The 25,575-nt window shown below is 58.8% G+C and carries 25 protein-coding genes; 20 read left to right on the forward strand and 5 right to left on the reverse strand.

Annotated elements, in window-relative coordinates; translation table 11 throughout:
• The first annotated feature begins 132 nt into the window (after positions 1 to 132).
• From ACOQOY_RS11665 to mutT, 3 genes are read left to right on the forward strand one after another with little or no spacing between them, the layout of a single operon-like run.
• Positions 133 to 981: a peptidylprolyl isomerase gene (locus ACOQOY_RS11665; protein WP_420585587.1), complete on the forward strand. Its 849-nt coding sequence runs from the start codon at positions 133 to 135 to the stop codon at positions 979 to 981.
• Positions 982 to 986: 5 nt separating this feature from the next.
• Positions 987 to 2,213, forward strand: coding sequence for a bifunctional glutamate N-acetyltransferase/amino-acid acetyltransferase ArgJ (gene argJ, locus ACOQOY_RS11670; protein WP_420585588.1), 1,227 nt, complete (start codon positions 987 to 989; stop codon positions 2,211 to 2,213).
• Entirely contained in the window at positions 2,210 to 2,608 is a 399-nt protein-coding gene (gene mutT, locus ACOQOY_RS11675) for an 8-oxo-dGTP diphosphatase MutT (RefSeq protein ID WP_420585589.1), read from the forward strand. The genes argJ and mutT overlap by 4 nt, the downstream gene beginning before the upstream one ends.
• Positions 2,609 to 2,687: 79 nt before the next feature.
• Here mutT and ACOQOY_RS11680 read toward each other — a convergent pair whose 3' ends face one another.
• Together ACOQOY_RS11680 and ACOQOY_RS11685 are read right to left on the reverse strand one after the other, a co-directional pair.
• Positions 2,688 to 3,602, reverse strand: coding sequence for an ankyrin repeat domain-containing protein (locus ACOQOY_RS11680; protein ID WP_420585590.1), 915 nt, complete (start codon positions 3,600 to 3,602; stop codon positions 2,688 to 2,690).
• A gap of 224 nt (positions 3,603 to 3,826) precedes the next feature.
• Positions 3,827 to 4,948 carry a serine/threonine protein kinase gene (locus ACOQOY_RS11685; protein ID WP_420585591.1) on the reverse strand — a complete coding sequence of 374 codons (1,122 nt, stop codon included), beginning with the start codon at positions 4,946 to 4,948 and terminating at the stop codon, positions 3,827 to 3,829.
• 378 nt (positions 4,949 to 5,326) lie between these two features.
• Between ACOQOY_RS11685 and ACOQOY_RS11690 the strand changes: the two genes are divergently transcribed.
• The 11 genes from ACOQOY_RS11690 (at position 5,327) to ACOQOY_RS11740 (ending at position 16,410) form a co-directional block, all read left to right on the forward strand.
• A complete protein-coding gene (locus ACOQOY_RS11690) occupies positions 5,327 to 7,270 on the forward strand; it encodes an AMP-binding protein (RefSeq protein WP_420587240.1) in 1,944 nt (647 codons plus the stop codon).
• The gene (locus ACOQOY_RS11695) at positions 7,267 to 7,527 is read left to right on the forward strand and encodes a hypothetical protein (RefSeq protein ID WP_420585592.1); all 261 of its coding nucleotides are present in this window, start codon (positions 7,267 to 7,269) and stop codon (positions 7,525 to 7,527) included. The genes ACOQOY_RS11690 and ACOQOY_RS11695 overlap by 4 nt, the downstream gene beginning before the upstream one ends.
• Complete coding sequence (locus tag ACOQOY_RS11700) at positions 7,520 to 8,338, forward strand: ABC transporter ATP-binding protein (RefSeq protein WP_420585593.1); 819 nt, start codon at positions 7,520 to 7,522, stop codon at positions 8,336 to 8,338. Before ACOQOY_RS11695 ends, ACOQOY_RS11700 begins: the two co-directional genes overlap by 8 nt.
• Before the next feature lie 29 nt (positions 8,339 to 8,367).
• Positions 8,368 to 9,354 carry a branched-chain amino acid ABC transporter permease gene (locus ACOQOY_RS11705; protein WP_420585594.1) on the forward strand — a complete coding sequence of 329 codons (987 nt, stop codon included), beginning with the start codon at positions 8,368 to 8,370 and terminating at the stop codon, positions 9,352 to 9,354.
• A gap of 2 nt (positions 9,355 to 9,356) precedes the next feature.
• The gene (locus ACOQOY_RS11710) at positions 9,357 to 9,614 is read left to right on the forward strand and encodes a hypothetical protein (protein WP_420585595.1); all 258 of its coding nucleotides are present in this window, start codon (positions 9,357 to 9,359) and stop codon (positions 9,612 to 9,614) included.
• Positions 9,615 to 9,617: 3 nt separating this feature from the next.
• Positions 9,618 to 10,694, forward strand: a complete 1,077-nt coding sequence (locus ACOQOY_RS11715; RefSeq protein WP_420585596.1) for a branched-chain amino acid ABC transporter permease — start codon at positions 9,618 to 9,620, stop codon at positions 10,692 to 10,694.
• Positions 10,695 to 10,768: 74 nt separating this feature from the next.
• Positions 10,769 to 12,049, forward strand: a complete 1,281-nt coding sequence (locus ACOQOY_RS11720) for an ABC transporter substrate-binding protein (protein WP_420585597.1) — start codon at positions 10,769 to 10,771, stop codon at positions 12,047 to 12,049.
• A 75-nt stretch (positions 12,050 to 12,124) separates the two neighbouring features.
• A complete protein-coding gene (locus ACOQOY_RS11725) occupies positions 12,125 to 12,958 on the forward strand; it encodes an ABC transporter ATP-binding protein (protein WP_420585598.1) in 834 nt (277 codons plus the stop codon).
• 19 nt (positions 12,959 to 12,977) lie between these two features.
• Positions 12,978 to 14,198 carry a phenylacetate--CoA ligase family protein gene (locus tag ACOQOY_RS11730; RefSeq protein ID WP_420585599.1) on the forward strand — a complete coding sequence of 407 codons (1,221 nt, stop codon included), beginning with the start codon at positions 12,978 to 12,980 and terminating at the stop codon, positions 14,196 to 14,198.
• Positions 14,199 to 14,318: 120 nt separating this feature from the next.
• On the forward strand, positions 14,319 to 15,983 hold the full coding sequence (locus ACOQOY_RS11735) for an ABC transporter permease (protein WP_420585600.1): 1,665 nt from the start codon (positions 14,319 to 14,321) through the stop codon (positions 15,981 to 15,983).
• A 76-nt stretch (positions 15,984 to 16,059) separates the two neighbouring features.
• Complete coding sequence (locus tag ACOQOY_RS11740) at positions 16,060 to 16,410, forward strand: DUF2794 domain-containing protein (RefSeq protein WP_420585601.1); 351 nt, start codon at positions 16,060 to 16,062, stop codon at positions 16,408 to 16,410.
• Here ACOQOY_RS11740 and ACOQOY_RS11745 read toward each other — a convergent pair.
• The 3 genes from ACOQOY_RS11745 to ACOQOY_RS11755 form a co-directional block, all read right to left on the reverse strand.
• Positions 16,407 to 17,144, reverse strand: a complete 738-nt coding sequence (locus ACOQOY_RS11745) for a C40 family peptidase (protein WP_420585602.1) — start codon at positions 17,142 to 17,144, stop codon at positions 16,407 to 16,409. The genes ACOQOY_RS11740 and ACOQOY_RS11745 overlap by 4 nt on opposite strands.
• Entirely contained in the window at positions 17,141 to 18,523 is a 1,383-nt protein-coding gene (locus ACOQOY_RS11750; protein WP_420585603.1) for a leucyl aminopeptidase family protein, read from the reverse strand. The genes ACOQOY_RS11745 and ACOQOY_RS11750 overlap by 4 nt, the downstream gene beginning before the upstream one ends.
• A 63-nt stretch (positions 18,524 to 18,586) precedes the next feature.
• On the reverse strand, positions 18,587 to 18,976 hold the full coding sequence (locus ACOQOY_RS11755) for a hypothetical protein (RefSeq protein ID WP_420585604.1): 390 nt from the start codon (positions 18,974 to 18,976) through the stop codon (positions 18,587 to 18,589).
• A gap of 143 nt (positions 18,977 to 19,119) precedes the next feature.
• Here ACOQOY_RS11755 and ACOQOY_RS11760 point away from each other — a divergent pair, with 143 nt between their 5' ends.
• The 6 genes from ACOQOY_RS11760 (at position 19,120) to ACOQOY_RS11785 (ending at position 25,573) form a co-directional block, all read left to right on the forward strand.
• A complete protein-coding gene (locus ACOQOY_RS11760) occupies positions 19,120 to 19,770 on the forward strand; it encodes a carbonic anhydrase (protein WP_420585605.1) in 651 nt (216 codons plus the stop codon).
• A gap of 103 nt (positions 19,771 to 19,873) precedes the next feature.
• Positions 19,874 to 20,410, forward strand: a complete 537-nt coding sequence (locus tag ACOQOY_RS11765; RefSeq protein WP_420585606.1) for an SRPBCC family protein — start codon at positions 19,874 to 19,876, stop codon at positions 20,408 to 20,410.
• Positions 20,411 to 20,551: 141 nt separating this feature from the next.
• On the forward strand, positions 20,552 to 21,691 hold the full coding sequence (locus ACOQOY_RS11770) for a LacI family DNA-binding transcriptional regulator (RefSeq protein ID WP_420585607.1): 1,140 nt from the start codon (positions 20,552 to 20,554) through the stop codon (positions 21,689 to 21,691).
• Between the two features lie 24 nt (positions 21,692 to 21,715).
• The gene (locus tag ACOQOY_RS11775) at positions 21,716 to 23,071 is read left to right on the forward strand and encodes an ABC transporter substrate-binding protein (protein WP_420585608.1); all 1,356 of its coding nucleotides are present in this window, start codon (positions 21,716 to 21,718) and stop codon (positions 23,069 to 23,071) included.
• Between the two features lie 58 nt (positions 23,072 to 23,129).
• Positions 23,130 to 24,365 carry a carbohydrate ABC transporter permease gene (locus ACOQOY_RS11780; protein ID WP_420585609.1) on the forward strand — a complete coding sequence of 412 codons (1,236 nt, stop codon included), beginning with the start codon at positions 23,130 to 23,132 and terminating at the stop codon, positions 24,363 to 24,365.
• Positions 24,365 to 25,573: a carbohydrate ABC transporter permease gene (locus tag ACOQOY_RS11785; protein ID WP_420585610.1), complete on the forward strand. Its 1,209-nt coding sequence runs from the start codon at positions 24,365 to 24,367 to the stop codon at positions 25,571 to 25,573. The genes ACOQOY_RS11780 and ACOQOY_RS11785 overlap by 1 nt, the downstream gene beginning before the upstream one ends.
• Positions 25,574 to 25,575: the final 2 nt, after the last annotated feature.

The following is a 25,575-nucleotide window of genomic DNA, read 5'->3' on the forward strand; positions in this document are numbered from 1 at the left end:
GCCTACCTTGCGCGCAACCCATAGATACGGGGGGTGAAAGGCGGCCCTGTCCAAGGCTTCAAAGCGATGTAAGCGGCAGGTTCCAGAGTGTCAACGCCGCGCCCTGTCGCGGCAAAGAAATAGGATGATTCCATGCCCAAAGGCCTCACTTTTCTGCCATCGCTGGCGCTTGCTGCCGTGATGGCCCTGCCGCTGGCCGCCGAAACCAAGCCCGATGCCAGCACCGTGGTGGCGGTTGTGAACGGGGACGAGATCACATTGGGTCACGTTATCGCCACTGCGGCGACGCTTCCGCAGCAATATCAGCAGGTTCAGGACGACGTTCTGTACGAGTTGATCCTGGATCAGCTTATCCAGCAGCAATTGCTGGGCCAGCAGCAAGAGGATCTGACCACGTTGAACGCGCTGGCACTGGAAAATGAAGGTCGGTCGCTGCGCGCAGTGCAGACCGTGACCGCGCTGCTGGAGCAAGAGCTGTCGGACGAGGCGATACAGGCGGCCTATGACGCGCAATACGCTGATTTCGAAGGCGAGGATGAGTTTGACGCAAGCCATATTCTGGTTGAAACCGAGGAAGAGGCTAATGCCATCAAGGCGCAACTGGATGACGGCGCCGATTTCGCCGAGCTAGCCAAAGAAAAGTCCACCGGCCCGTCCGGCCCCAACGGCGGGGCGCTGGGCTGGTTCGGCAAGGGTCAGATGGTGCCGGAGTTTGAAGGGGCCGTGCTCGGGTTGGAAAAAGGTCAGGTGTCGGACCCGGTTCAGACCCAATTTGGCTGGCACGTGGTCATTCTGAACGACAAGCGCAAATCCGAGGCACCGGCGCTTGAGGCGGTGCGTGGCGAACTCGCACAGGCGATTCAGCAGGAAGTGATTCAAGCCCGCATTGACGAGCTGACACAGCAGGCGCAGATCGACCGCCCAGCGCTGGAAGGGGCTGGCCCCGAAGTGGTGCGGCAGCTGGACCTGATTCAGGAGTAACCCAAGTGGCCAAGATCACCAAAATCTCACCGCTGGCCCCGGCGGCCTTTCCCGACTTGCCCGCAATTGACGGTGTGCGCTTTGCCACCGTCGAGGCGGGCGTGCGCTATCAGGGCCGCACTGATGTCATGCTGGCCGTACTCGACCCTGGCACTTCGGTGGCCGGGGTATTTACCCGTTCGGCCACGCGCGCGGCTCCTGTTCTGGACTGTCAGGACAAGATCGGCGGGCCTTCGGATGGGCCAGCGGCGATTTTGGTGAACTCGGGCAATGCCAATGCCTTTACCGGCCATTTTGGCCAAACCTCGGTGTCCGAGGTGACACAGGCTGTCTCCAAGGCCACAGGCGTTCCGGTCGATCGGGTATTTACCTCTTCGACCGGCGTGATTGGCGAGCCACTGCCGCATGAGCGGATCGTGGCGCAGCTTGAGGCGCTTACATCAGGCCTCAGCCGTCATGCGGTTGAGGACGCAGCCCGCGCGATCATGACCACCGACACCTTCCCAAAGGGCGCGTCGGCGCAGGTCGAGATTGGCGGCAAAACAGTCTCTATTGCGGGGATTGCCAAGGGTTCGGGCATGATAGCGCCCGATATGGCGACGATGCTGGTCTATATCTTCACCGATGCGCAGGTTGAGCAGTCGGCGCTTCAATCCCTTCTGGGCGCGCAGACCGACCGGACCTTCAACTGCATCACAGTGGACAGCGACACTTCGACCTCAGACAGCCTGCTTCTGTGCGCGACCGGCGCATCGGGCGTGGATGCCACGGGCAACGCAGCGTTTGAACAGGCGCTTGAAGCGGTAATGCTGGACCTCGCGCAGCAGGTCGTGCGCGACGGTGAAGGGGCCACGAAATTCGTTGAAATCCGCGTGACCGGGGCCACCACGGATGCCGACGCCAAGACGCACGGGCTGGCGATCGCCAATTCGCCGTTGGTCAAAACTGCCATCGCGGGCGAGGACCCCAACTGGGGTCGCATCGTCATGGCCATCGGCAAATCCGGCGCCGCCGCCGACCGCGACCTGCTGAGCATTTCCTTCGGAGATATCCTTGTGGCCGAAAAAGGCTGGGTTAGTCCCGACTACCGCGAAGAAGACGCCGCCGCCTATATGAAAGGTCAGAATCTGGTGATTGCGGTTGATCTGGGGCTGGGTGCAGGGGCTTCCACCGTCTGGACCTGCGACCTGACCCACGGCTATATCGAGATCAACGCGGACTACCGTTCATGAAAACAGTATTAGTGTCTGCCGTGGCTCTGATCGACATCGAGGGCCGTGTCCTGCTGGCGCAGCGGCCCGAGGGTAAGTCCATGGCCGGTCTGTGGGAATTCCCCGGCGGCAAAATCGAACCCGGCGAAACCCCCGAGGCCGCCTTGATCCGCGAATTGCATGAGGAACTGGGCATCGACACCTGGGCCTCGTGCCTCGCACCGCTGACCTTTGCCAGCCACAGCTATGACGATTTTCACCTGCTGATGCCCCTGTTTGCCTGTCGGAAGTGGGAGGGTATCCCGCAGTCCAAGGAAGGGCAGGCGTTGAAATGGGTCCGCGCCAACGATCTGAGGAACTACTCGATGCCCGCAGCGGATGTGCCTCTGATCCCGATTTTGCGGGATTGGTTGTAGTCTCGGGCTCAAACCGAATTGCAGTTTAGTGTCTGGATTGCGGACGAAGCCGACATTTGGTTTCCAACAATGTCAGTGATTATTCCAACGGCAATGGGTCATCGCTTTGAGTGCGCAGATAGGCAATGACCGCCACCCTCAAAGTTCTGTCAATCTCGTGCCCATGCCCCATAGCCGTACCCGGCACGTTACCAGTTGGGTCTGCCAAAAAACGATTTAACTCTTCAAATGTCCATGTTCCGTCTAGGGCTTTCATTGCGTCAGAATAGGGATAATCCGGAAAACCGCCTCTTTCCCGACCAACAATGTTCCATAGATGGGGCCCGGGAGCCGGGCCTTTGGTTTCTTCTTCTTTTTCGACCGCGTGACAATATTTACAAGCAAGCACCCGGGCACGGCCTTCTTCAATGTCTGCGGTTGCGAGTTCGCTTTCCGTTAGAGGTTCAACTGAAAGTGGCGCTGCACCTTGTTCCTGAAGAAAAGAAACCATTTCAGAACGCTCTTTGAATGCCGCCAAGTGTATCGGTGGCTGGTCCCATTGCGCACGACTGTTGATGTCTGCGCCATTCGCTAGAAGCAATTGTGCAGCTTCCATTGCACCCCGTTCAGCGGCATCATGAAGAGGTGTGAAGTGTTTATCACCACCAGAGATGTTCGGGTCCGCGCCATTCTTCAAAAGAAGCTCAACTATTTCGATTTTGTTGCCTCGAGCGGCAATCTGAAGTGCAGTCCCGAAATCCGTCACAATATTGACGTCCGCTCCGCGACTGACCAAAAGCTCAACAACGTCCAGATGGCCTCGCTGGGCCGCAAAATAAAGTGGCGTAGCAACCGTTTTCACATTCACATCTGTGCCTTCGTTCAAAAGGCTTTCAACTTTGGCCAAATCGCCGTCGCGAGCCGCATTGATAAGCGGAGATGCATTCGCTGGTTCAACAAAGACAGCCAAAAGGACTAGTGCTGTAACGACACGGCACAAAGGATTGCAAGTCATGTTGCCTCTCCTAGTGACTTAAAGGGAATAACAACAGCCTACCATATTTGCGAATGTTAGTCGATTTTGGTGCTGGATAAACATCTATGGCCCAATTGGCAGGGGCTGAGCATGGGTCCGCATTGGGCTCACAGCGGCCAATCCCGCAACATCGAACTCTATCCTTTCAAGCAAGATAGGATGCCTGAGAATATCCCAGGCACCATGTTCTCAACCCGAAATACCTACATATTCGGGAAGTAATCCTCGCACTCTCCATCGCGATAGACATCCGCCGTGCAGCAATGCAGGCCGCCGCCAAAGGCGTAGGCGTCGCGCAGGTCGACCTCGACCACTTCCATGCCCAGCTTGTCCATCTGCTCGGCCTGATAGACCTCGGATTTCTCGACGCAGACGGTTTTCGGGTCCAGCACCAGCACGTTCATCGACAGCCAGGTCGAAGAATAGCACAGCGGCGGCGGCGTGTTGTGGGCGGGTTGGGCAGCGTCCACGATCTCCCAGCCGTTTTTCTCGAACATGCCGCGCTGATCTTCGGGCAGGCGGCGCTGGGGGTTGTTGAGGATCAGCCCGGGGCGCAGAGGCGTGAAAGTTGCGTCGATATGGATCGGATAGGGGTCACCGGGGAAGTTTACCGTGTGGACGCGGTGGTCGGGGAAGTGACGGCGCAGCCATTCGATCCCCTTGAGGTTGGTGGTAAACCCGTGCTGCACCACCAGATCGCGACCAAAGCGCAAGACGTCGGCTGCATCGAACAGCGGCTCTTCCTCGGTGGTGACAAAGAACTTTTCGGCCGCCCATTGCAGGCGCTTTTCGACGCCGATCTTCTCGCTCAGGTAATCGGGATGGTAATCCGCATCGGTCAGGCGCGGCTTGGGCGCGGCCTCGTGGCGGAAGTTTGGGTCTTCGTCCCAATATTGCTGCATCAGCGGGCGATAGTTCAGGTATTCGAACCAGCGGCACCGGTAGGACATCGTCGCTTCGAGGATCTCGTGCCCGACGGTCAGCAGCACATCGCGCGGAGGCATGCAGCCGAACTGGCTATCGGTGTGAAAATCCGGGGTGGTGGCCGGTTGCGAGTGGTCGATGGATGTTGGGCGATCCACGCGAATACCGCGCTTGCGCAGTTGATCAGCGAAATTGTCCAGCAGTTCGTTGGCCCGGTCGATCGTTTCCTGAGGCCTGCGTCCCCATTGGCCGCGCATGTCGCTGTCTTCAGGCACTTTGGCGTCCAGAGCGGGTTCCTCAGGCGGAATGTGACAGTCATCCGCGCGGCCCACGATAACGTGGCGCAGGGTGTCCCATTCGTTCCAGCTTTTGACTTCGGTTTTGTCGGGGGACCAGGCCATGGCTGTCTCCTGTTGATACGGAGATCAGGACGGGCCCTCAATCTCCTGATTGAAAGTCCCGGCGTACAGGATATGGGTTTCATCGCTGAATAACTCTGGCGACGCCATCGCCAAAAAGCTTGCCGGGCGTCATATCATTGCTTGCCGGTGTTGGGAAGAAGACCTTTGCCAACGTCACCTGCATTGATGGGGTTACACCTGTTACAATTCGTAAGAATTGAGAAAACATCAGGCAAAACTTGACGCTGATCGTTGTCACTGCCCTTAATCGGGCATTGGCGTCCGGGGACTCAACCTGGACCCGCCATTTGCGGCCCGGGGAGGGGTCGGATGGGGAGGAGATGAAGATTGGCTCAGACGCAGTCAGGTGTCGAGGGAATGCTGTCCCTTCCGGCGCTGTTACACCGCAATGCGAGACAGTTCGGGGATGCCCCGGCCTATCGGGAAAAAGAATTCGGCATCTGGCAATGCTGGAGCTGGGCCGAGACGGCCAGTGAAATCCGTGCGATTGCGCTTGGGTTTCTTGAGATTGGCGTTGAGAAGGGCGACCATATCGCTGTCATAGGTCGCAACCGCCCGGCGCATTACTGGTCGATGGTCGCCGCTCAGATGGTAGGCGCGGTGCCGGTGCCGCTCTATCAGGACGCGGTCGCCGAAGAGATGGCCTATGTGTTGGAACATTGCGCCGCGAAATTCGTCGTCTGCGGAGATCAGGAGCAGGTCGACAAGGTCATCGAAATCCAAGAGAACCTGCATCAGGTCAAACACATCCTCTACACCGACAAGCGCGGGATGCGGAAATACGACCACGCTCAGATGAACGCGCTGGAAGACATCATGGCCGAGGGCAGCGCAGGCCACGCACGGTTTGATGCCGAACTAGATCGTCGGATTGCCGACATCACCTATGACGACACCTGCGTGATGCTGTACACCTCGGGCACCACGGGCAAACCCAAGGGCGTGGTGCTGTCGAACCGTAATGTGATTGAAAGCGCCAAGAACTCGGCCAATTTTGACCATCTGACGCAGAACGAAGACATCCTGTCTTATTTGCCGATGGCCTGGGTTGGCGATTTCATCTTTTCCATTGGTCAGGCCTATTGGTGCGGTTTCTGTGTGAACTGCCCCGAAAGCCACGACACGATGATGACCGACCTGCGCGAGATCGGGCCGACCTATTTCTTCGCCCCGCCGCGCGTGTTTGAGACTCAGTTGACCAATGTGATGATCCGGATGGAGGATGCGGGCAAGCTGAAGCAGCGCATGTTCCACCATTTCATGGCCCACGCCAAAAAGGTGGGTGGTCTGTTGCTGGACGGCAAGCCCGTCGGCTTTGGCGACCGGGTGAAATATGCGCTGGGCAATACGCTGGTTTACGGGCCGCTCAAGGATACGCTGGGCTATGGTCGCTTCCGGGTGGGTTACACCGCGGGTGAGGCGATCGGGCCGGAGATTTTCGAGTTCTATCGCTCACTGGGCATCAACCTGAAACAGCTGTACGGCCAGACCGAAGCCACCGTGTTCATCACCGCGCAACCTGATGGCGAGGTGCGCGCCGATACCGTGGGTGTTCCGGCGCCGGATGTTGAGCTGAAGATCGACGATGCGGGAGAGATACACTACCGCTCACCCGGGGTATTCGTCGAGTACTACAACAACCCGGAATCCACCGCCTCGACCAAGGATGCTGAGGGGTGGGTGGCCACGGGGGACGCCGGTTTCATTGAGGAAGACACCGGCCATCTGCGCATCATCGACCGCGCCAAGGACGTGGGCAAAATGGCTGACGGGTCGATGTTCGCGCCGAAATATGTCGAGAACAAACTGAAGTTCTATCCCGATATCCTCGAAGTTGTTCTGTTCGGCAACGGCAAGGATCGCTGCGTCGCCTTTATCAACATCGACCTCACCGCGGTTGGAAACTGGGCAGAGCGCAACAATGTGGCCTATGCCTCCTACCAGGATCTGACCAGTCATCCCCGTGTGTTAGAGACGATTCGAGGACATGTGGAAGAGGTGAACAAATCCGTTGCCGCGGATGAGATGCTGTCGGGCTGCCAGGTGCATCGCTTTGTCGTTCTGCACAAGGAACTGGATGCCGACGATGGAGAGATGACCCGGACCCGCAAAGTGCGCCGCCGCTTTGTCGAGGAGAAATTCCAGGACATCATCGACGCGCTTTATGATGGCTCGGCATCCGTTTCGACCACAACCGAAGTGACCTATGAGGACGGTCGCAAGGGTTCGATCAGCGCGACGCTTGAGATCGTGGATGCGCCGGTGGTCGAGGTGGCGCAGCACAAGGTGGCTGCGGAATGATGTTCATGGTCCCCGTATTGATCGTCGCATTGTCGATGGGCATCGGAGTTGGAGCTGTCTCTTATGTTTCTGACCGAGTTTCAGGCGCTTTTTCGTATGTTCTCAGCGCGGTCATTGGAGGGTTGATCGGATTCATGTGCGCCGTCGCCTATCCCGAGAAAGCTTACGATGGTGGTGCAATCTACGGATATCTCGGCGCAGGCGTGTTGAGCTGTCTTTTCTTGAACCATGTTATGAAGTGGGCGAAAGATGCTTGATTCTACCGAAGGGTATGTCACCGAAGACGGCCGCAAAATCGGCGGTGTGGTGATGGAGATGAAGAACATCACTCTGCGCTTTGGCGGTGTGGTGGCGATCAAGGATATCTCATTCGATATCCGCGAGGGTGAGATCCGCGCCATTATCGGGCCGAACGGGGCCGGTAAGTCCTCGATGCTGAACGTGATCTCGGGGTTTTATGTCCCGCAAGAGGGTGAGGTTTGGTTCCACGGAGCCAAGCGCCCGCCGATGCGTCCCTATGAGGTTGCGCAGCAGGGAATTGCGCGGACATTCCAGAACATCGCTCTGTTCGAAGGCATGAGCGTGCTGGACAACGTCATGACCGGGCGGCTCAGCTTTATGAAGACCAATATGTTCCAGCAGGCGTTCTGGAAGGGCAAGGCCGAGGCGGAAGAGGTCGAAAACCGCGAGGCCGTCGAAAAGATCATCGACTTTCTGGAAATCCAGCACATTCGCAAGACGCCGGTGTCTCGTCTGCCTTACGGCTTGAAGAAACGCGTCGAACTGGCGCGTGCGCTGGCGGCGGAGCCCAAGCTGTTGTTGCTCGACGAGCCTATGGCAGGGATGAACGTGGAGGAGAAAGAGGACATGAGCCGCTTTATCCTCGACGTGAATGATGAATTCGGCACCACCATCGCTCTGATCGAACACGATATGGGCGTGGTGATGGATCTGAGCGACCGGGTGGTTGTGATGGATTACGGCAAAAAGATCGGCGACGGCACACCAGACGAGGTGCGCAGCAATCAGGACGTCATCGACGCCTATCTTGGGGTCAGCCATGACTAAGCAGTCGACAGACATGGGGAGAGGCGCAAATGCCTGAACAACTCGTTTTTGCGATGGAGGTCATCCTCAACGGCCTGATGGCCGGGGTTCTATATGCGCTGGTCGCGCTGGGCTTTGTTCTGATCTACAAGGCTTCGGGGATTTTCAATTACGCCCAAGGGGTTATGGCCCTGTTCGCTGCCATGACATTGGTCGGGATCATGAACGGGCAGGTGCCGTTTGCGCATCTGATCAATGCGACTTTTGGCACGCATATCCACTACTTCGGGTGGAACGTCCCCGCTTTGGTGGCGATTATCCTGACCATGGCGGTGATGGTGCTGCTCGCCTGGGCGGTACAGCGTTTCGTCATGCGGCATCTGGTGGGGCAGGAGCCGATCATCCTGTTCATGGCCACCATCGGTCTGGCTTATTTCCTTGAGGGCGTAGCTGATCTGATGTGGGGGTCCGAGATCAAGACGCTGGATGTGGGGCTGCCGCAGGGGATCAACCTTTGGATTGATGAGAGCACCTTCAACATCTTCGGTTACGGCTTTTTCATCGACAATCTGGATATCGTGGCGACGGTGATTGCGGTGCTGCTGGTGGCGGCCTTGGTGGCGTTTAGTCAGTACACCAAACAGGGCCGTGCGATGCGCGCCGTGGCGGATGACCATCAGGCGGCGCTGTCGGTGGGGATTTCGCTGAACTTCATCTGGATCATGGTCTGGTCGGTGGCCGGGTTCGTTGCACTGGTTGCGGGCATCATGTGGGGCACAAAATCAGGCGTGCAGTTCTCGCTGTCACTGATTGCGCTCAAGGCGCTGCCGGTCCTGATGCTGGGTGGGTTCACCTCGATCCCCGGCGCGATTGTCGGCGGGCTGATCATTGGCGTGGGTGAGAAACTGTTCGAGTTCGCCATCGGCCCGCTGGTCGGCGGTGCGACTGAGAACTGGTTTGCCTATGTCCTGGCGCTGATCTTCCTTGTGTTCCGGCCGCAGGGTCTGTTCGGCGAGAAGATCATCGAGAGGGTGTAGCCATGGCCAAACTCATCGCCATCATCAACGTCATCGCATGGGCCGGGTTCTGGGCGTTTGGCTATATCGCCATCACTTCGGACGATTTGACTGACAGCCAGCTGGTCGTGGCCGCGATCCTAGCCTTTGCCGGGTTGGTCACAGGCATACTGGCCTACATGAAACTGGTGCGCAGCTCGGAGGCGAGCGGGTATGCCAAGGGGTCCAACCAACTGAACGCCGAGGCCCGCAACAAGGCGCAAGAAGAGTGGGGGAAGTAACAGATGTTCTATCGTGAGGCCGGGGATTTCAAAACCTCGTATATCGACGACAGCCAGACCTTCCCGATCAAGTTCGACCGGTATCGGTATTATGTCGTGCTGGCGGTGGCGTTTGGGATCATCCCTTTCATCATCAACGATTACTGGGCCAACGCTCTGCTGTTGCCCTTCCTGATCTACGCCATTGCGGCGATCGGGCTGAACATACTGGTGGGCTATTGCGGGCAGGTCTCGTTGGGGACCGGAGGCTTCATGGCTGTGGGCGCCTATGCCTGCTACAAGCTCATGACCGCCTTCCCAGATGTCAGCATGTTCATCCATGTGATCCTCGCCGGGGGTATCACGGCGTTGGTGGGCGTGCTGTTTGGTTTGCCATCTCTGCGGATCAAGGGGTTCTATCTGGCTGTGGCCACGCTGGCGGCGCAGTTCTTTTTGGTCTGGCTGTTCAACCGGGTGCCGTGGTTCTACAACTACTCGGCCTCGGGCCAGATCAACGCGCCCGAACGGGATGTGTTCGGCATCGTCATCACCGGTCCGAACGCCTCGGCCTGGGCGACCTATCTGTTTTGCCTGATCTTCCTGACCATCAGCGCCATTGTCGCGCGTAACCTGACGCGCGGCACAACGGGACGTACATGGATGGCGATCCGCGATATGGATATCGCCGCCGAGATCATCGGGGTGAACCCGCTGAAAGCCAAACTAACCGCTTTTGCTGTCAGTTCGTTCTTTGTCGGAATCTCGGGCGCGCTGTTCTTTGCGGTGTACCTGGGCGCGGTCGAAGTGGGCGAAGTGTTCGGCATCCAGAAGTCATTTCTGGTGCTGTTCATGATCATTATCGGCGGATTAGGCTCTATTTTTGGCTCATTTGCGGGGGCGGCGTTTCTGGTGCTGCTGCCGGTGGTGCTAAAGGTCGTGGGCGCCGACTGGCTGGGCTGGCCCACTGATATCGTGGCGCATCTGAACCTCGTCATCGTGGGCGCGCTGATCATCATGTTCCTGATCCTTGAGCCACATGGTCTGGCGCAGCTTTGGCGCGTGGCAAAAGAGAAACTCAGACTGTGGCCGTTCCCACACTAGAGGCCGGTCCAATCCAATAACGGGCGGTACACGCCCGGCCCCAACATCGGACTAACCAAGGGAGGAGACACCCGATGAAATTGAAACTAGCAACCGTGGCGCTGGGCGCCGCTCTGGCGGCAGGCCCCGTTATGGCCGACCTCGTGTTCCCGTCGCTCAGCTATCGTACCGGGCCCTACGCGGCCAGCGGCATTCCGTTTGCGGATGGGTATGCGGATTACTTCACGCTGCTCAATGAGCGCGATGGTGGGATCGGCGGCGTTCCGGTCCGGGTCGTCGAATGCGAAACCGGCTATAACACCGAAAAAGGTGTTGAGTGCTACGAGTCCACCAAGGGTGAAGGCGCGTTGCTGTATCAGCCGCTGTCCACTGGTATCACTTATCAGCTGATCCCCAAAACTACTGCTGACGGCATCCCCATGCACACGATGGGCTATGGTCGGACCTCGGCCAAGAATGGCGACGTATTCAGCCATACATTCAACTATCCGGCCAACTACTGGGATGGGGCCTCGGGCGCGATCAACTATCTGCTGGATGAGAATGGCGGCGACCTGAGCGGCAAGAAAATCGCGCTGGTCTATCACAACTCGGCCTATGGCAAGGAGCCGATCCGCACGCTTGAGGAACTGTCGAAAAAGCACGGCTTTGAGCTTGTGGCCCTGCCGGTCGACCATCCCGGTCAAGAGCAGAAATCGCAGTGGTTGCAGATCCGCCGTGATCGTCCCGATTTTGTCCTGATGTGGGGCTGGGGCGTGATGAATCAGGTCGCGGTCCAAGAAGCGGCCAACATCCGGTACCCGATGGAAAACTTCATCGGCATCTGGTGGTCGGGCTCGGAAAATGACGTGATACCTGCGGGTGAGGCCGCGAATGGCTATAAGGCCCTGACCTTCCACAATGTCGGCGCGGACTATCCGCTGTATGAAGAGCTGAACAAATACGTGGTCGACGCCGGCAAGGCAGCCGGTGCAGGCGATCAGGTGGGTTCAGTTCTCTATAACCGCGGTCTCTATGCCGCGATGTTGGCAGCCGAAGCCGCGAAGAAAGCTCAGGAAATCTCGGGCAACGCTGAAATCACCCCCGCAGATATGCGCGAAGGGATGGAGGCACTGGAGATCACCGAGGCCAAGATGGCCGAACTGGGGCTGCCGAACTTTGGTCCGGCCTTCTCGGTCAGCTGCCAAAACCACGGCGGTGACGCGCTGGTTGGTGTGACTCAGTGGGATGCAGCCAGCAAGACCTGGAGCATGATTTCCGAGTTCAAACCGACCGACAGTGACGTGATCGGCCCGCTGATCACCGAAGATTCCGGTGCCTACGCGTCGGAAAACAACATCGCACCGCGCTGCTGATACCAGCGCCTTGAACAAAGGGACGGCGGTGCGCCGCCGTTCCCGAACCCAACACTCGCACAAGGATACGCGCAGATGCTGGATGCGGCTCAAACCACCGAAGTTCAGGCGGAAACCCTGCTTGAGGTCAACAATATCGAGGTGATCTACAATCACGTGATCCTTGTCCTGAAAGGTGTCAGCCTGAGCGTACCCAAGGGGGGGATCACCGCTCTGCTGGGTGGTAACGGCGCGGGCAAGACCACGACGCTCAAGGCGGTGTCGAACCTGCTGCATTCAGAGCGGGGTGAAGTGACCAAAGGCACGATCACCTATCGCGGCACCAGCGTACATGAAAGCGACCCGGCTGATCTGGTGGAAAAGGGCGTCATTCAGGTGATGGAAGGCCGCCACTGTTTCGAACATCTGACGGTCGAGGAAAACCTGCTGACCGGGGCCTATACCCGCAAGGACGGCAAGGCCGCGATCCAAAAGGACCTTGAGCTTGTCTATTCTTATTTTCCTCGACTGGCCGAGCGCCGCCGCTCCCAAGCCGGCTACACTTCGGGTGGTGAACAGCAGATGGTCGCCATGGGCCGGGCGTTGATGTCACGGCCTGAAACGATCCTGCTGGACGAACCCTCGATGGGGCTGGCGCCGCAGCTGGTCGAAGAGATATTCGGCATCGTGAAGGACCTGAACGAGAAAGAGGGCGTGTCGTTCCTGCTGGCCGAACAGAATACCAATGTGGCTCTAAGGTTTGCGCATTACGGCTATATTCTGGAATCGGGCCGGGTGGTGATGGATGGCCCGGCAAACGAATTACGTGAAAACCCCGATGTGAAAGAATTCTATCTGGGTATGTCCGACGAAGGGCGCAAAAGCTTCCGCGACGTGCGCTCGTACCGCCGCCGCAAGCGGTGGCTGTAAACGGATGGAGGATCTGGTCATGACGAAATTCTACGACGCGCTCGAGACCCGGTCTGCCGATCAGCGGGTGGCCGATCAGTCTCAGGCGCTGAAGGTTCAGTTGCAGCGGGCGCTGTCTGCGCCGGGTTTTGCGGCGCATCTGGACGGGGTTGATAGCAGTGTGGTCGCTTCGGTCGAAGATTTGGTGAAATTGCCGGTTCTGCGGAAATCCGATCTGGCGCAGGCGCAGGCTTCGCGGCCTCCATTCGGCGGGTTCACGGTCAAGCCGGCGCGGCATTTCCATCACGTGTTCCAATCTCCCGGCCCGATTTACGAACCCGGCAGCACTGATGCCGATTGGTGGCGGATGGGGCGGTTCCTGCACGCGGCAGGCGTCGGTCCGGGGGACATCGTGCAGAACTGTTTCGGGTATCATCTGACGCCTGCGGGCATGATCTTTGAAAGCGGCGCGCGGGCTGTGGGTGCTGCTGTTCTGCCTGCCGGTACGGGTCAAACAGAATTGCAGGTTACCGCCGCTCGTGATGTCGGCTGCACCTCTTACGCGGGTACGCCGGATTACCTGAAAGTCATTCTGGACAAAGCGGATGAGATGGGTGTCTCACTGCATTTCGCTACAGCTGTTGTCGGCGGCGGCGCGCTGTTCCCATCGCTGCGTCAGGAATATGCCGATCGCGGGATTTCCTGCCTGCAATGCTATGCCACTGCCGATCTGGGCAACATCGCCTATGAAAGTCCCGCGATGGAGGGGATGATCATCGACGAGCATGTCATCGTCGAGATCGTCACGCCCGGCACCGGAACACCTGTGGCCGAGGGTGAGGTGGGTGAGGTCGTTGTGACCTCGTTGAACCCTGATTACCCGTTGATCCGTTTCGCCACCGGTGATCTTTCGGCGATCATGTCTGGCCAGTCGCCTTGCGGCCGCACCAATGCGCGGATCAAAGGATGGATGGGCCGGGCCGATCAGACCACCAAAATCAAGGGCATGTTCGTGCGCCCGGAACAAGTGGCGGCGCTGGTCGACAAGCATGAAGAGATCGTCAAGGCCCGAGTCATCGCCGCCCGTCAGGGCGAGATGGACACAATGACGGTTCAGATCGAAAGCCCGTGCAGCGATGACGTGGTCTATGCCAAGTCCGTGGCTGAGGTGCTGAAACTGAAAGGCGCGATTGAGGTCGTGGCCCCCGGATCTTTGCCCAAGGACGGGTTGGTGATTGAGGATCAGCGGGTTTACGAATAGGTCTCTGGGATGATCTGCGGCAGTTTGTGCCGCAGATTTGTCTTACCGCACACTGGTGTTTCTTAGCGTTTTAGTCGATTAAAGGCAGAACCTGCGCCTTTACCTGTCACAACCGGAAACATGGCCGAAATCGAGTATTCAGAACACGGAACGCGCAATCGGGGCGTGTTTGGCACCCGGTTGGTGGCCTCGGTTGCTTATCTGGTGGCGGCTGCCTGCTTGCTGCCGATGATTGCTGTTGTTCTGGCTGCGGTGACGGGCGGAACAGATACGATCTCGCATCTGCTCGCGACGGTTCTGCCCGGCTACGCTCTGACGACGTTGTTTCTGGTGGTTTTGGTGGCGATTGGAACGCTGTGTATCGGCGTGGGGGCGGCGTGGCTTGTGACCATGACGCGGTTCCCCGGCGTTCGCGTTCTTGAAATTGCGCTGGTCCTGCCGCTGGCCTTCCCGGCCTACGTGTTGGCCTATGCCTATACGTTCATTCTGGATCATCCCGGCATCGTCCAGACCACGCTGCGCGATGTGACCGGCTGGGGCCCGCGCGACTATTGGTTCCCTGAGATTCGCTCGACCGAGGGCGCAGCGTTGATGCTGATTCTCGTGTTGTACCCTTATGTGTATCTGCTGGCCCGCGCCGCGTTCCTGCAACAAAGCGCAACGGCCTTTCTGGCCGCCCGCGCGCTGGGCAACAGCCCGTGGCAGGCGTTTTGGCGGGTGTCTCTGCCGATGGCGCGCCCGGCGATTGCCGGAGGGGTCCTGCTGGCCATTATGGAAACCATCGCCGATTTCGGGACCGTGGCCTATTTCGGTGTGCAGACCTTTGCCACAGGCATTTACACCAGTTGGTTCTCGATCGGAGACCGCGCCGCCGCTGCGCAATTGGCGCTGTGTCTGCTGGGGTTTGCACTGCTGTTGGCAGTCATTGAGAGGACCCGGCGCGGTAAGGCAAAATACTATCAAGCAGGCAAAAGCCACGCCGCTTTGCCCGCCGCGCAGTTAAAAGGCTGGCAGGCTGTCGCCGGGTTTACGCTCTGTGCAATTCCAGTGGTTCTGGGCTTTTTGCTGCCGGTTTGCATTTTGGTTCTGATGGGGGTGGAGTCCGAACAGAACCTGATGTCGCGACGCTATATCGGATTTATCCGCAATTCTCTGACATTGGCGGGCACGGCTGCTGTGGTCACGGTATTCGCGGCGATCTGCGTTGGGTTCTTTCAGCGTCTGCGCCCGGGGCGCGGGTCTTCGGCGACCGGCTATCTGGCGCGTCTGGGTTATGCGGTGCCGGGCGGGGTGATTGCGGTCGGTCTGATGGTGCCGTTTGCCAGCTTTGACAATGCCTTGGACGCGTGGATGCGGGAAACTTTCGATGTTTCGACGGGGCTGCTGGTGACAGGGTCAATCTGGTTGCTGGTCGCGGCCTATATGGTGCGCTTTCTGGCCGCCGCGCTCAGCGCCTATGAGGGCGGGCAAAGCACTGTTCACGCGAATATGGATGCCGCGGCGCGGTCACTGGGCCAGACGCCGCTGGGAACACTGCGCCGGGTGCATCTGCCGATTCTGACGCCATCGTTATTGACAGCTCTGCTGATCGTCTTTGTCGATGTGATGAAAGAGCTTCCTGCCACGCTGATCATGCGGCCTTTCAACTTTGATACGCTGGCGGTGCAGGCCTACCGCCTGGCCTCGGATGAGCGGTTAGAGGGCGCGGCTGTACCGTCGCTGGTGATCCTTGCGGTGGGGCTGTTGCCGGTGATTCTGATCTGCCGTCAGGTCGGTCGGCGCTAGGGCGCGGCGGACCAAATTACCACACCTGAATGCAGTTGGGCTTGATTCAAACGCGTTTTCCGGCAAGGCTGAGGGTATGAACATGCAGCCTCCCAGCCGGTTCTCTGCAAACTCGGCACAGATGCCCGTCGCGTTTAACCGGCACGAGATGTCCCATATCCTGTCCGTCTATGGCCGGATGGTCGCCGCCGGAGAATGGCGGGACTACGGAATTTCCAATCTTCGGGACATGGCGGTGTTTTCCATCTTTCGCCGCACAGCGGAACACCCGATCTATCGGGTCGAGAAACATCCGCGTCTGCGGCAACGGCAGGGGATGTATTCTGTGGTCGGCATGGATGGCCGCATCCTGAAACGCGGCCACGATTTACGGACTGTCTTACGGGTGCTGGAACGCAAGCTGATCCGCTCGGTTGACCTTGATTAGAGCCGTTTATGGGCCGTAACCGGGCCATCCCCTTGCTCTAGAATGCGCGTGATTGCCTGATCTATCGGCTCAAAGGTGACGTCCATGTGATAGGCATTGGCGTGCAACAGCATGTTGTCGCCATAGACCCAGGCCACGTGGCCTTTCCAGAACAAGAGATCTCCGCGTTTGGGGGCGGTGCCTGCGGGCAGCGCCTCACCCAGTTCCCGTTCCTGATCGCCACTGTCGCCAGGGCAGGGGATGCCGCAGGCCAGTAACCCGGCCTGCACAAGGCCCGAGCAATCCAGCCCAAAGCGGCTGTTGCCGCCCCAAAGGTATGGCGTGCCCAGAAACAACTCGGCCACCGACACCGGATCGGTCAGCCGCGTTGTTTTGAGCTTGGCGTGAACGGCGGGGATGAACCCCAATTCGGTTTCTAAATACCGGTCCTGTTCCGATAAGACCTGTACCCGGCTGCCGAAACTCAGCGAAACGCGGTCCGGGCTTTTCATGTCCGGTTCGGCATAAGCATGGGTCGCGGGGGCGGTGATCCAGTGGCTGTCAGGCACCGGCGCGCCCAGCTGATCCGAGGTGATCCAGCCGGAGTAGCCATCTTTGTCAGCCGTCACGCGGCTCCAACCGTTCTGGGTTTCCGTGACATTCACGGTATCACCAAACAAAAGCTGCCGGTCGCGCGGTCCATCAGGACGGCGCAGCAGATCGGCCACGGGGTGTATGATGCGCTGTTGCGTCATAGGCCCAGAATCTCGGGCAGTGCGGTCAACAGCGCGCGCGGACCCTGACCGAGGCCGCCTTTGCTGCGGCCTGGTGCCTTGCTGGGCTGCCAGGAATAGATGTCGAAATGCATGTAGCGGTTATCACCCGCAAACCGCCGCAGGAACAAGGCGGCGGTGATTGATCCGGCAAACCCGCCCGAGGGCGCATTGTCCAGATCGGCAATCCCCGGCTCAATCATCGCCTCATAGGGTTCATGGAAGGGCATCCTCCAGACCGGGTCGGCGGCTTGTTTGCCCGCCCGCGCCAAGGCATCCGCGGCGGCGTCATCATCGGTGTAGAACGGGGCCAGATCAGGGCCGACAGCCACCCGCGCCGCGCCGGTCAGCGTGGCCATCGAGATCACCAGATCCGGCGCGCCCTCATCCGCCAGTGCCAGCGCATCGGCCAGCACCAGCCGCCCTTCGGCATCGGTGTTGTTGATCTCAACCGTCAGACCTTTGCGCGAGGTCAGGATATCACCGGGTCGAAACGCGTTGCCAGCAACCGAATTCTCAACCGCCGGGACCAGAACTCGTAACTGTAGCGGCAGTTTCAGCGCCATAATCATGCGCGCCAGACCCAGCACATTGGCCGATCCGCCCATGTCTTTCTTCATCAGCGCCATCGAATTGCCGGGTTTCAGGTTCAGCCCGCCCGTGTCGAAGCATACGCCTTTGCCAACCAGCGTCAGCCTGGGACCGGCGCTACCCCAGTTCATTTCGATCAAACGCGGCTCTTGCGTGGCAGCGCGACCGACGGCGTGGATCATTGGGAAGTTCTGATCCAGCAGATCATCGCCCCGGATCACGTCGAATTTGGCCCCGAATTCCTGCGCCAGAGTCTCGGCCGCGGCTTGCAACTGGTCCGGCCCCATATCCGCAGTCGGCGTATTGACCAGATCACGGGTCAGAGCTTCGGATTGCGCCATAACCTCGATCCGCGCAGCATCGGCGCCTTCCGGTGCGATCAGGCGCGCCTTGGCCGGGGATTGTTTGGCATAGCGATCAAAGGCATAGCCGGTCAGCAGCCAGCCGAGGCATTCGGTCTCCAACGTGTCATCGGGAACGCCAGACGCGATGTGATAGGTGCCTTCCGGCAGCGCCTCAGCCGCTGCCGCGAGCGGAAACCGCTTGCGTGTGCGCCCGGATGCTTTGCCATAGCCCGCCACGGCAAACTCTGGTGTGCCATCTGGCCCCGGGATCAATGCAACTTGACCCATTGCGCCGATAAATCCGACGGTACGAAGCCAATTCGCCACGGTGTCCGGCTGGCCCGCCAACCAGTCATCCAGATCGGGTTGCGCAATGACATGCAGCGGCAGGGACGGGTCAGGGGGCGAAGCGAAGGACAGGGTCATGGGCATCTCGGCTGGTTCAATTCGCGCCCAGCCTAGCCGCCTACGGCCTGTCTGCAAGCCCCGTCAAACCGATAGATCCTGCTGATCCCAGATCACGGTCAGCGATTTCTCACCCACCCGGATCAACCGGGACAAGGTGGCCCCGGTGGCCACCGCATCCCCTGCGTCGACAGAATGCGCCACATCCCCGGCCACCCGTGCCAGCGCAATCATTCCGATCTGTTCGGAAATGGCGACCAGCGATCGTGCGCATTTGCGCAAGCCGACCCAGTCGCGCTGCCGCCAGAAGCGTTCGCAGTTTGACAGGCGCACGGCCAGTTCCTCGACCGTGCGGCACAACACGTCCAGCGCGTTCTTGTCGCCCAATTGCCGGTACAGCCCGTTCAGCTGATCCGGGTCCAGACGGACGGTTTCCTTGTGTTCAAGCGTGAGTATCTTATCCACCACATTCACCCCAATTCTTGATGCCCCCACGGCACAGGGCGACTTTGGCGCGGAATTCCTTTGCAAAACCTTGCCATCGCACGGGATAATTGCTCGAATTTTCCGCGAATTCGGGCTAGAGCAGCCTGAACGACTAATTGAGGGACAATTGAATGGACCATGCCAAACCTTTGCCGTCCTATTTGGTAAAGCGGTATCATGGCTGGAAAGCCACCACATACTCGGAAAATCAGGTCTGGTATCGCCGTCTGGCGACCGAGGGGCAACGCCCGCGCGCGATGGTGATTTCCTGCTGCGACAGCCGGGTCCATGTGACCTCGATTTTCGGGGCCGATCAGGGTGAGTTCTTTATTCACCGCAACATCGCCAATCTCGTCCCGCCCTACGCGCCCGATGGCGATCATCACGGTACCAGCGCTGCGATCGAATACGCCGTGACCGCGCTGAAGGTGGCGCATCTGATCGTGCTGGGCCATTCGCAATGCGGTGGCGTACAGGGCTGTATCGACATGTGCAAAGGCCAGGCCCCGCAGCTGGAAGCAAAAGAAAGCTTTGTTGGCCGCTGGATGGATATCCTAAAGCCGAAATACGATCTGGTCGCTGATGTCGAGGATGCTCAGGATCAGGCGCGACAGTTTGAACGGCAGGCGGTTGTCGCCTCGCTTGAGAATCTGATGACCTTCCCGTTTGTCTCGTCGGCGGTTCAGGATGGCTCGCTCAGCCTGCATGGGTTGTGGACGGATATCGGTGAGGGCGGGCTGCAATGCTACGACCCCGAAGAAAAGAAATTCGTGGTCGTCTGAGCCGCAGATAAAGGTCGTGCTTGCCGGACGTGGGATCAGACCTCTAATTCTGCGTCCTTTTTTGTTATACTCGCCGTATCCGGGATTGGATCGGAGATTTTTCATGCGATTTATCAAGCGTATTTTAAGTGTTCTTTTGCTTTTGGTTCTTTTGCTGGTTGGTGTGTCCTACCTGCTGCCCGGTCAGGCCGAAGTGTCGCGCAGCGTTACCATCGACGCCCCGCCCAGTGCCATCTTTCCCTATGTGAATTCGATGCAGGAGACCGAGAAATGGTCGCCCTGGCTGTCGCATGACCCCGAAACACAGCTGAACTATAGCGGGCCTGAGGCTGGGGTGGGAAACACCCTGAACTGGAGCTCTGAGCATCCGCAGGTCGGCAGCGGGTCACAGGAAATCATCGAAAGCGTGCCGGATCAAACGGTTCGTACTGCGCTGGATTTTGGGTCGATGGGGACAGCATTGGCCTTTTTCGATCTTACTCCCGAAGGGAATCAGACCAAGGTCACATGGGGGTTCAGTTCTGATCTCGGGCTGAATCCGATGGCGCGCTGGATGGGGCTGATGATGGATCAGTGGGTCGGGGGCGACTATGAGAGGGGCCTGGCCAATCTGAAAACTCTGGTCGAATCGCAAGGCTGATTATCGCCTTCAAACCTTTGTCCAGCGCCGGTTTTTGATGGATGGCCCGAACCTGCGTCCGTCGGAAAACACGTTAAAAAGTGGTCACTGCGCCAAATTCTTGTACTTTTCTGTTGCCGAAACCGGTTTCGGAAAAAATAAATGAAAAAGATGGCTGCGAATCTTTCATATCCCTCACGCCCCTTTGCGGCGCGTAACCCGGTTTCAGGACGGGTTAAGCTGGACGAGTTGGCGGCACATCTGGGCTTGTCGAAAAGCACGGTGTCGCGGGCGCTGAACGGATATTCCGATATCTCTGAATCGACGCGAAAACGGGTAGAAACCGCGGCGCACAAGCTGGGCTACCGTCCGTTGAGCCACGCTCAGGCAATCCGCACGGGTCAGGTCCGCGCGATTGCGATGGTGCTGAACACCGACGAACCGGACCAGCACAACCCGTTCCTTCAGGACTTTTTGGCCGGAGCCTGCGAAGCCGCCAGTGGTCTGGACTGGACCATGACTATTTCGACTGCGACGTCAGAGCAGGATACACTCAAGGTGCTCAGCCGCTTGTATGAAGAGCGCAAAGCCGATGGTTTCATCCTGCCGCGAACAGCGGTTCAGGATGCGCGTGCAGATTATCTACGCAATCTGAAAGTGCCGCATATCCTGTTTGGTCGCATCGGCTATGGTCAGTCGGACCCGTGCAAAGAGACGTCCTGGTATGACATCGCCGGTGAGATCGCGATGCGCGAAGCCGTGCAACGTCTGGCGGGTTTGGGTCACACAAGGATCGGCTATGTCGGGAGTGATCTGAAATTCAACTACAGCCACCTGCGCCGGGATGGATACGTCGAGGGTCTGAAGGCTGAAAACCTGCCGCTAGATCCTGATCTGATCCGCGACGGCGCACGCACGCGGAACGAAGGCGCCGCGCAGGCTCGAGCCCTGATGGCGCTGGACCAGCCTCCAACAGCGATTGTCTTTGCCACCGATCTGGCGGCTCTGGGCTTTTACTCGCTGGCCGAAGACCTTGGTCTTGAAATTGGGAGCGACGTTTCGGTCATCGCCTATGACGGTATTCCTGAAAGCCGTTATGCGCGACCGGCGTTGACAACCTTTGCTGTCGACTCGCGCAAAGCCGGGCAGCAATTGGCATCCCTGCTGATCCGACAAATCCGGGGTGAAGCCCCCGCCGAGTTACGCGAACTGGCCGAAGCCACCCTGATCGAGGGGGATTCGGACGGCCCACCGACTCTGACGTCAGACGAACTGGCGCAGAAATTTCAACAAGCAACGTGAACACAACCGGGGAGGAAACCACCGATGAAACTCACACCCAAAGCCGCGAAGCTGATGCTTGGCTCGTCGCTTGCACTGGCGCTGACCGCGCTGTCCGTGCAGGCCGACACGATCCGCTTTTGGACCACCGAAGAACAGCCCGAGCGTCTGGCCAAGCAACAAGAGATGGCCGATCAGTTCAAAGCTGAAACCGGCACAACGGTCGAGGTAATCCCGGTCACAGAAACAGATCTGGGAACGCGTGCAACAGCGGCCTTTGCTGCCGGTGACCTGCCTGACGTGGTGTATCATCCGCTGCAATACGCTTTGCCATGGGCCGAAGCGGGTATTCTGGATACCGAAGCTGCGACCGAAGTGATTGAAGAGCTGGGCGCAGATACATTTGCCCCCGGTGCGCTCGGCATGGCGGCGTTCAACGATGAAACCGCCTCGGTGCCGGTTGATGGCTGGACCCAGATGGTCGTCTACCGCAAAGATCTGTTTGACGAGGCAGGTCTGGAAGCCCCGGACAGCTTTGCCGACATTCAGGCTGCGTTGGAAGCCCTGCACAACCCGCCGGAAATGTACGGCTTTGTCTCGGCCACCAAGGTTGACGAAAACTTCATGAGCCAGGTTCTGGAGCATGTATTCCTTGCCAATGGCGTCTCGCCTGTTGGCCCCGATGGGTTCCAGCCGCTGGACGAAGCCAAGACCACCGAGGTTCTGGATTTCTACAAAGCGATCTCGAAAGCGTCGCCTCCGGGTGAGCTGTTCTGGAAGCAATCGCGCGAGCTGTATTTCGACGGCAAAGCCGCGATGATCATCTGGTCGCCCTTCATTCTGGACGAACTGGCCGGTCTGCGTGACAGCGCTCCGCCGACCATCAATGACGATCCGACCTCGCGCGATCTGGCCAGCAAGACCGGTATCGTGACCAAACTGTCCGGTCCGTCGAACCCCGATGGCGCGGCCTGGGGTGACGTGCGTTACTTTGGCATCACCAACGACGCCGATACCGATGCGGCGATGGAGTTCGTGAAATACGCCATGGATCAGGGCTACACCCAGACGCTGGCAATCGCGCCCGAGGGTAAGTTCCCGGTCCGTCGCGGCAATGCCGACAACCCGACCGCGTTCTCGGAAGCTTGGGCGGAACTGCCCGTAGGTGTCGACCGCAAAGCACCGCTGGGTGAGCTTTATGAACAGGCGATGATCGACGAGATCGTCGGTGGTCTGGACGTGGCACAACGCTGGGGCGTGGCCGAAGGCCAACTGGCACTGGCGTCGAAAATGATCAACAGCCAAGCCATCAACCGCGTTGTCCGTCAGTATATCGACGGTGAAATTGATGCAGCAGCCGCAGTTGCAGCCATGAACGAAGAACTGGCCAAGGTTCAGTAACCACCAGTCTCTGCAGCGGCGTGCGCGCCGCTGCGCTCCAACCCTTCGAGGTAACCCCATGTCATCGGCCACCCCACCGACAGGAACCGGGGCGTTAGCCAAACGCGAGGCGCGTCTGGCCTGGACGCTGCTGGCTCCGACCATCATCAGTGTGTCTTTGGTTGTGATCCTGCCCCTGCTGGCGATCTTCTGGATCAGCTTCAAACCCTTCACCCTGTCCGACCTGCGCCCGCCTGCACCAGTCGTACGCGAAAGCCTGCGCGGATCGGGTGATGATCTGCGGATCGAATACCGCCTGCGCAACTCCAGTCAGGAGATTGCGATTGCCGGAGTCACCGTTCGAGACGTCCTGCCCGACGGTGTAACGCCTACAGGTGAAGTTGCAGCACCCTGTGTGCTGGACGGGCAAGCGCTGTTTTGCGATTTCGGCACGTTGGAAGGCGGCCAGCGCGAGCGTATCCGAATTCCAGTCTCGGTCGATGGAGACCCGGACGCCTTCGAAGAACTGGTCGAAGCCTCAGAACCCGATGTGACTGGCAGCGGTCCCAGTGTGTTGACCAATTTCGAGTTCAGCCTGGAAAACTTTGCCCGCGTGTTCGACGGGGATGAGTTCTGGGGCGTCCTTTGGGTCACCCTGTTCTACACAGTCTTCGGCACCATCGGTGCGCTCGTCATGGGCCTGTTCGCGGCGCTTCTGCTGAACAAAAGCTTCCGGGGCCAAGGCTTCATCCGTGGCCTGTACTTATTCCCCTATGTCGCTCCTGTCATCGCCGTAGCCTTCACATGGGTAACGCTATTCGACCCGTTCTCGGGCTCGGCCAACGCGTTGCTGGTGCAGATGGGATTGAGCAGCGAGCCGATCAACTTCTTCGGGGAACGCCCCTTGGCATTGATCATGGTGACGGTGTTCGAAATCTGGCGCTATTTTCCGCTGTCCTTCCTGTTCATTCTGGCGCGGATGCAGTCCATCGACTCCAGCATGTACGAAGCGGCGGATATGGACGGAGCTTCGCCTTTCCAGAAATTCTGGCTGCTGAGCATCCCGCAACTGCTGGGCATCTTGTCGGTGCTGTTCCTGCTACGCTTCATCTGGACGTTCAACAAGTTCGACGACATCTTCCTGCTGACCGGCGGTAACGCGGGCACCCGCACGCTGACCGTGAACGTCTATGAACAGGCCTTTGCAGTCTCGAATATCGGGGCAGGCGCGGCCGTGGCTGTGGTTATCCTGCTGTGCCTGATCGCGTTCAGCTTCTTCTTCTTCAAATTCATCAGCCGTGAGGAGGGTTTGTGATGCGCAATGGTTTTGTCACTGGCCCGGTTCTGGGCGCGCTATGGTTGGTGGTGATCGCCACCACCATCGCGGTTACCATGTCCTTCGCCACAGGCGCGGCTTTCCGTCCGCAGGTTCTGCTGAGCCTGATCTGGGGCGCACTCGCGGGCTTGGCGTATGTCCGGTTCCCGGAACGCCATGCCGCAGCGCGTCTAGGTATGTCGGCCCTGTTGGGTCTGGCTTGCCTGACCGGCTTTGGCCCGGTTCTGATCGGGTCGGACACCACGCTGCTGGCATTGCTGGTCACCGTGGGCGCGATTGCAATCGTCATGCACCTGTCGATGGCCGAAATCCTGAAGGAACTGCCCTTCGGTGAATTGACGCGTCATGAATTCGAGGACGCGGTGATCCGCTTCTGTACCGGTTTTGGCTATATCTTCTTCACGGCCATCGTTGTCATCCCCTTCTACGTGATGGTGATGACCAGCCTGAAATCACAACAGGCGCTGTTGCAGAACCCGCTGGATTTCTCGCTGGATCTGGATCAGGGCTGGGCGCTGTTCCGCAGCTACACGGAACTGTTCCGCGACTTCAATTTTGGCACCTACCTGTGGACCTCGTTCTATGTCTCGGTCCTGACGGTCTTCATCACACTGGCCTTCAGCATTCCCGGTGCCTACGCGGTCGCGCGGTTCCGGTTCAAAGGGCAAAAGGCGTTCTCGCGCTCGATCCTGCTGATCTACATGGTGCCGATGATCGTTCTGGCGCTGCCGATCTATATCGCGTTCTCGCTGACTGGTCTGCGCAACTCCATATTGGGCATCGTGATGATCTACCCGGTCACGACGATCCCAGTCGCGCTCTATATGCTGCAAGGCTATTTCCGAGGACTGCCCTCCGAGGTGGAAGAGGCCGGTCTGATGGATGGCCTGTCGCGTCTTGCTGTGATCTGGAAAATTACCCTGCCGCTCAGCCTGCCTGCGCTGGCGTCGGTCTCGCTCTATGTCTTCATGATCGCCTGGAACGAATTCCTGCTGGCCTTCATGCTGCTGGACGATCCGTCGAAATTCACCCTGACCCGAGGCGTCACGATGCTGAACTCCTCGGAAATTCCCCGCCAACACCTGATGGCCGGTGCGGTGATTGCCACCGTTCCGATCATGGCCCTGTTCCTTGGGCTTGAACGTTTCATGACCAAAGGCCTGACAGCCGGATCGGTCAAAGGATGACA

It is taken from the genome of Ruegeria sp. (assembly GCF_965221235.1).
Classification (GTDB): Bacteria; Pseudomonadota; Alphaproteobacteria; order Rhodobacterales; family Rhodobacteraceae; genus Ruegeria.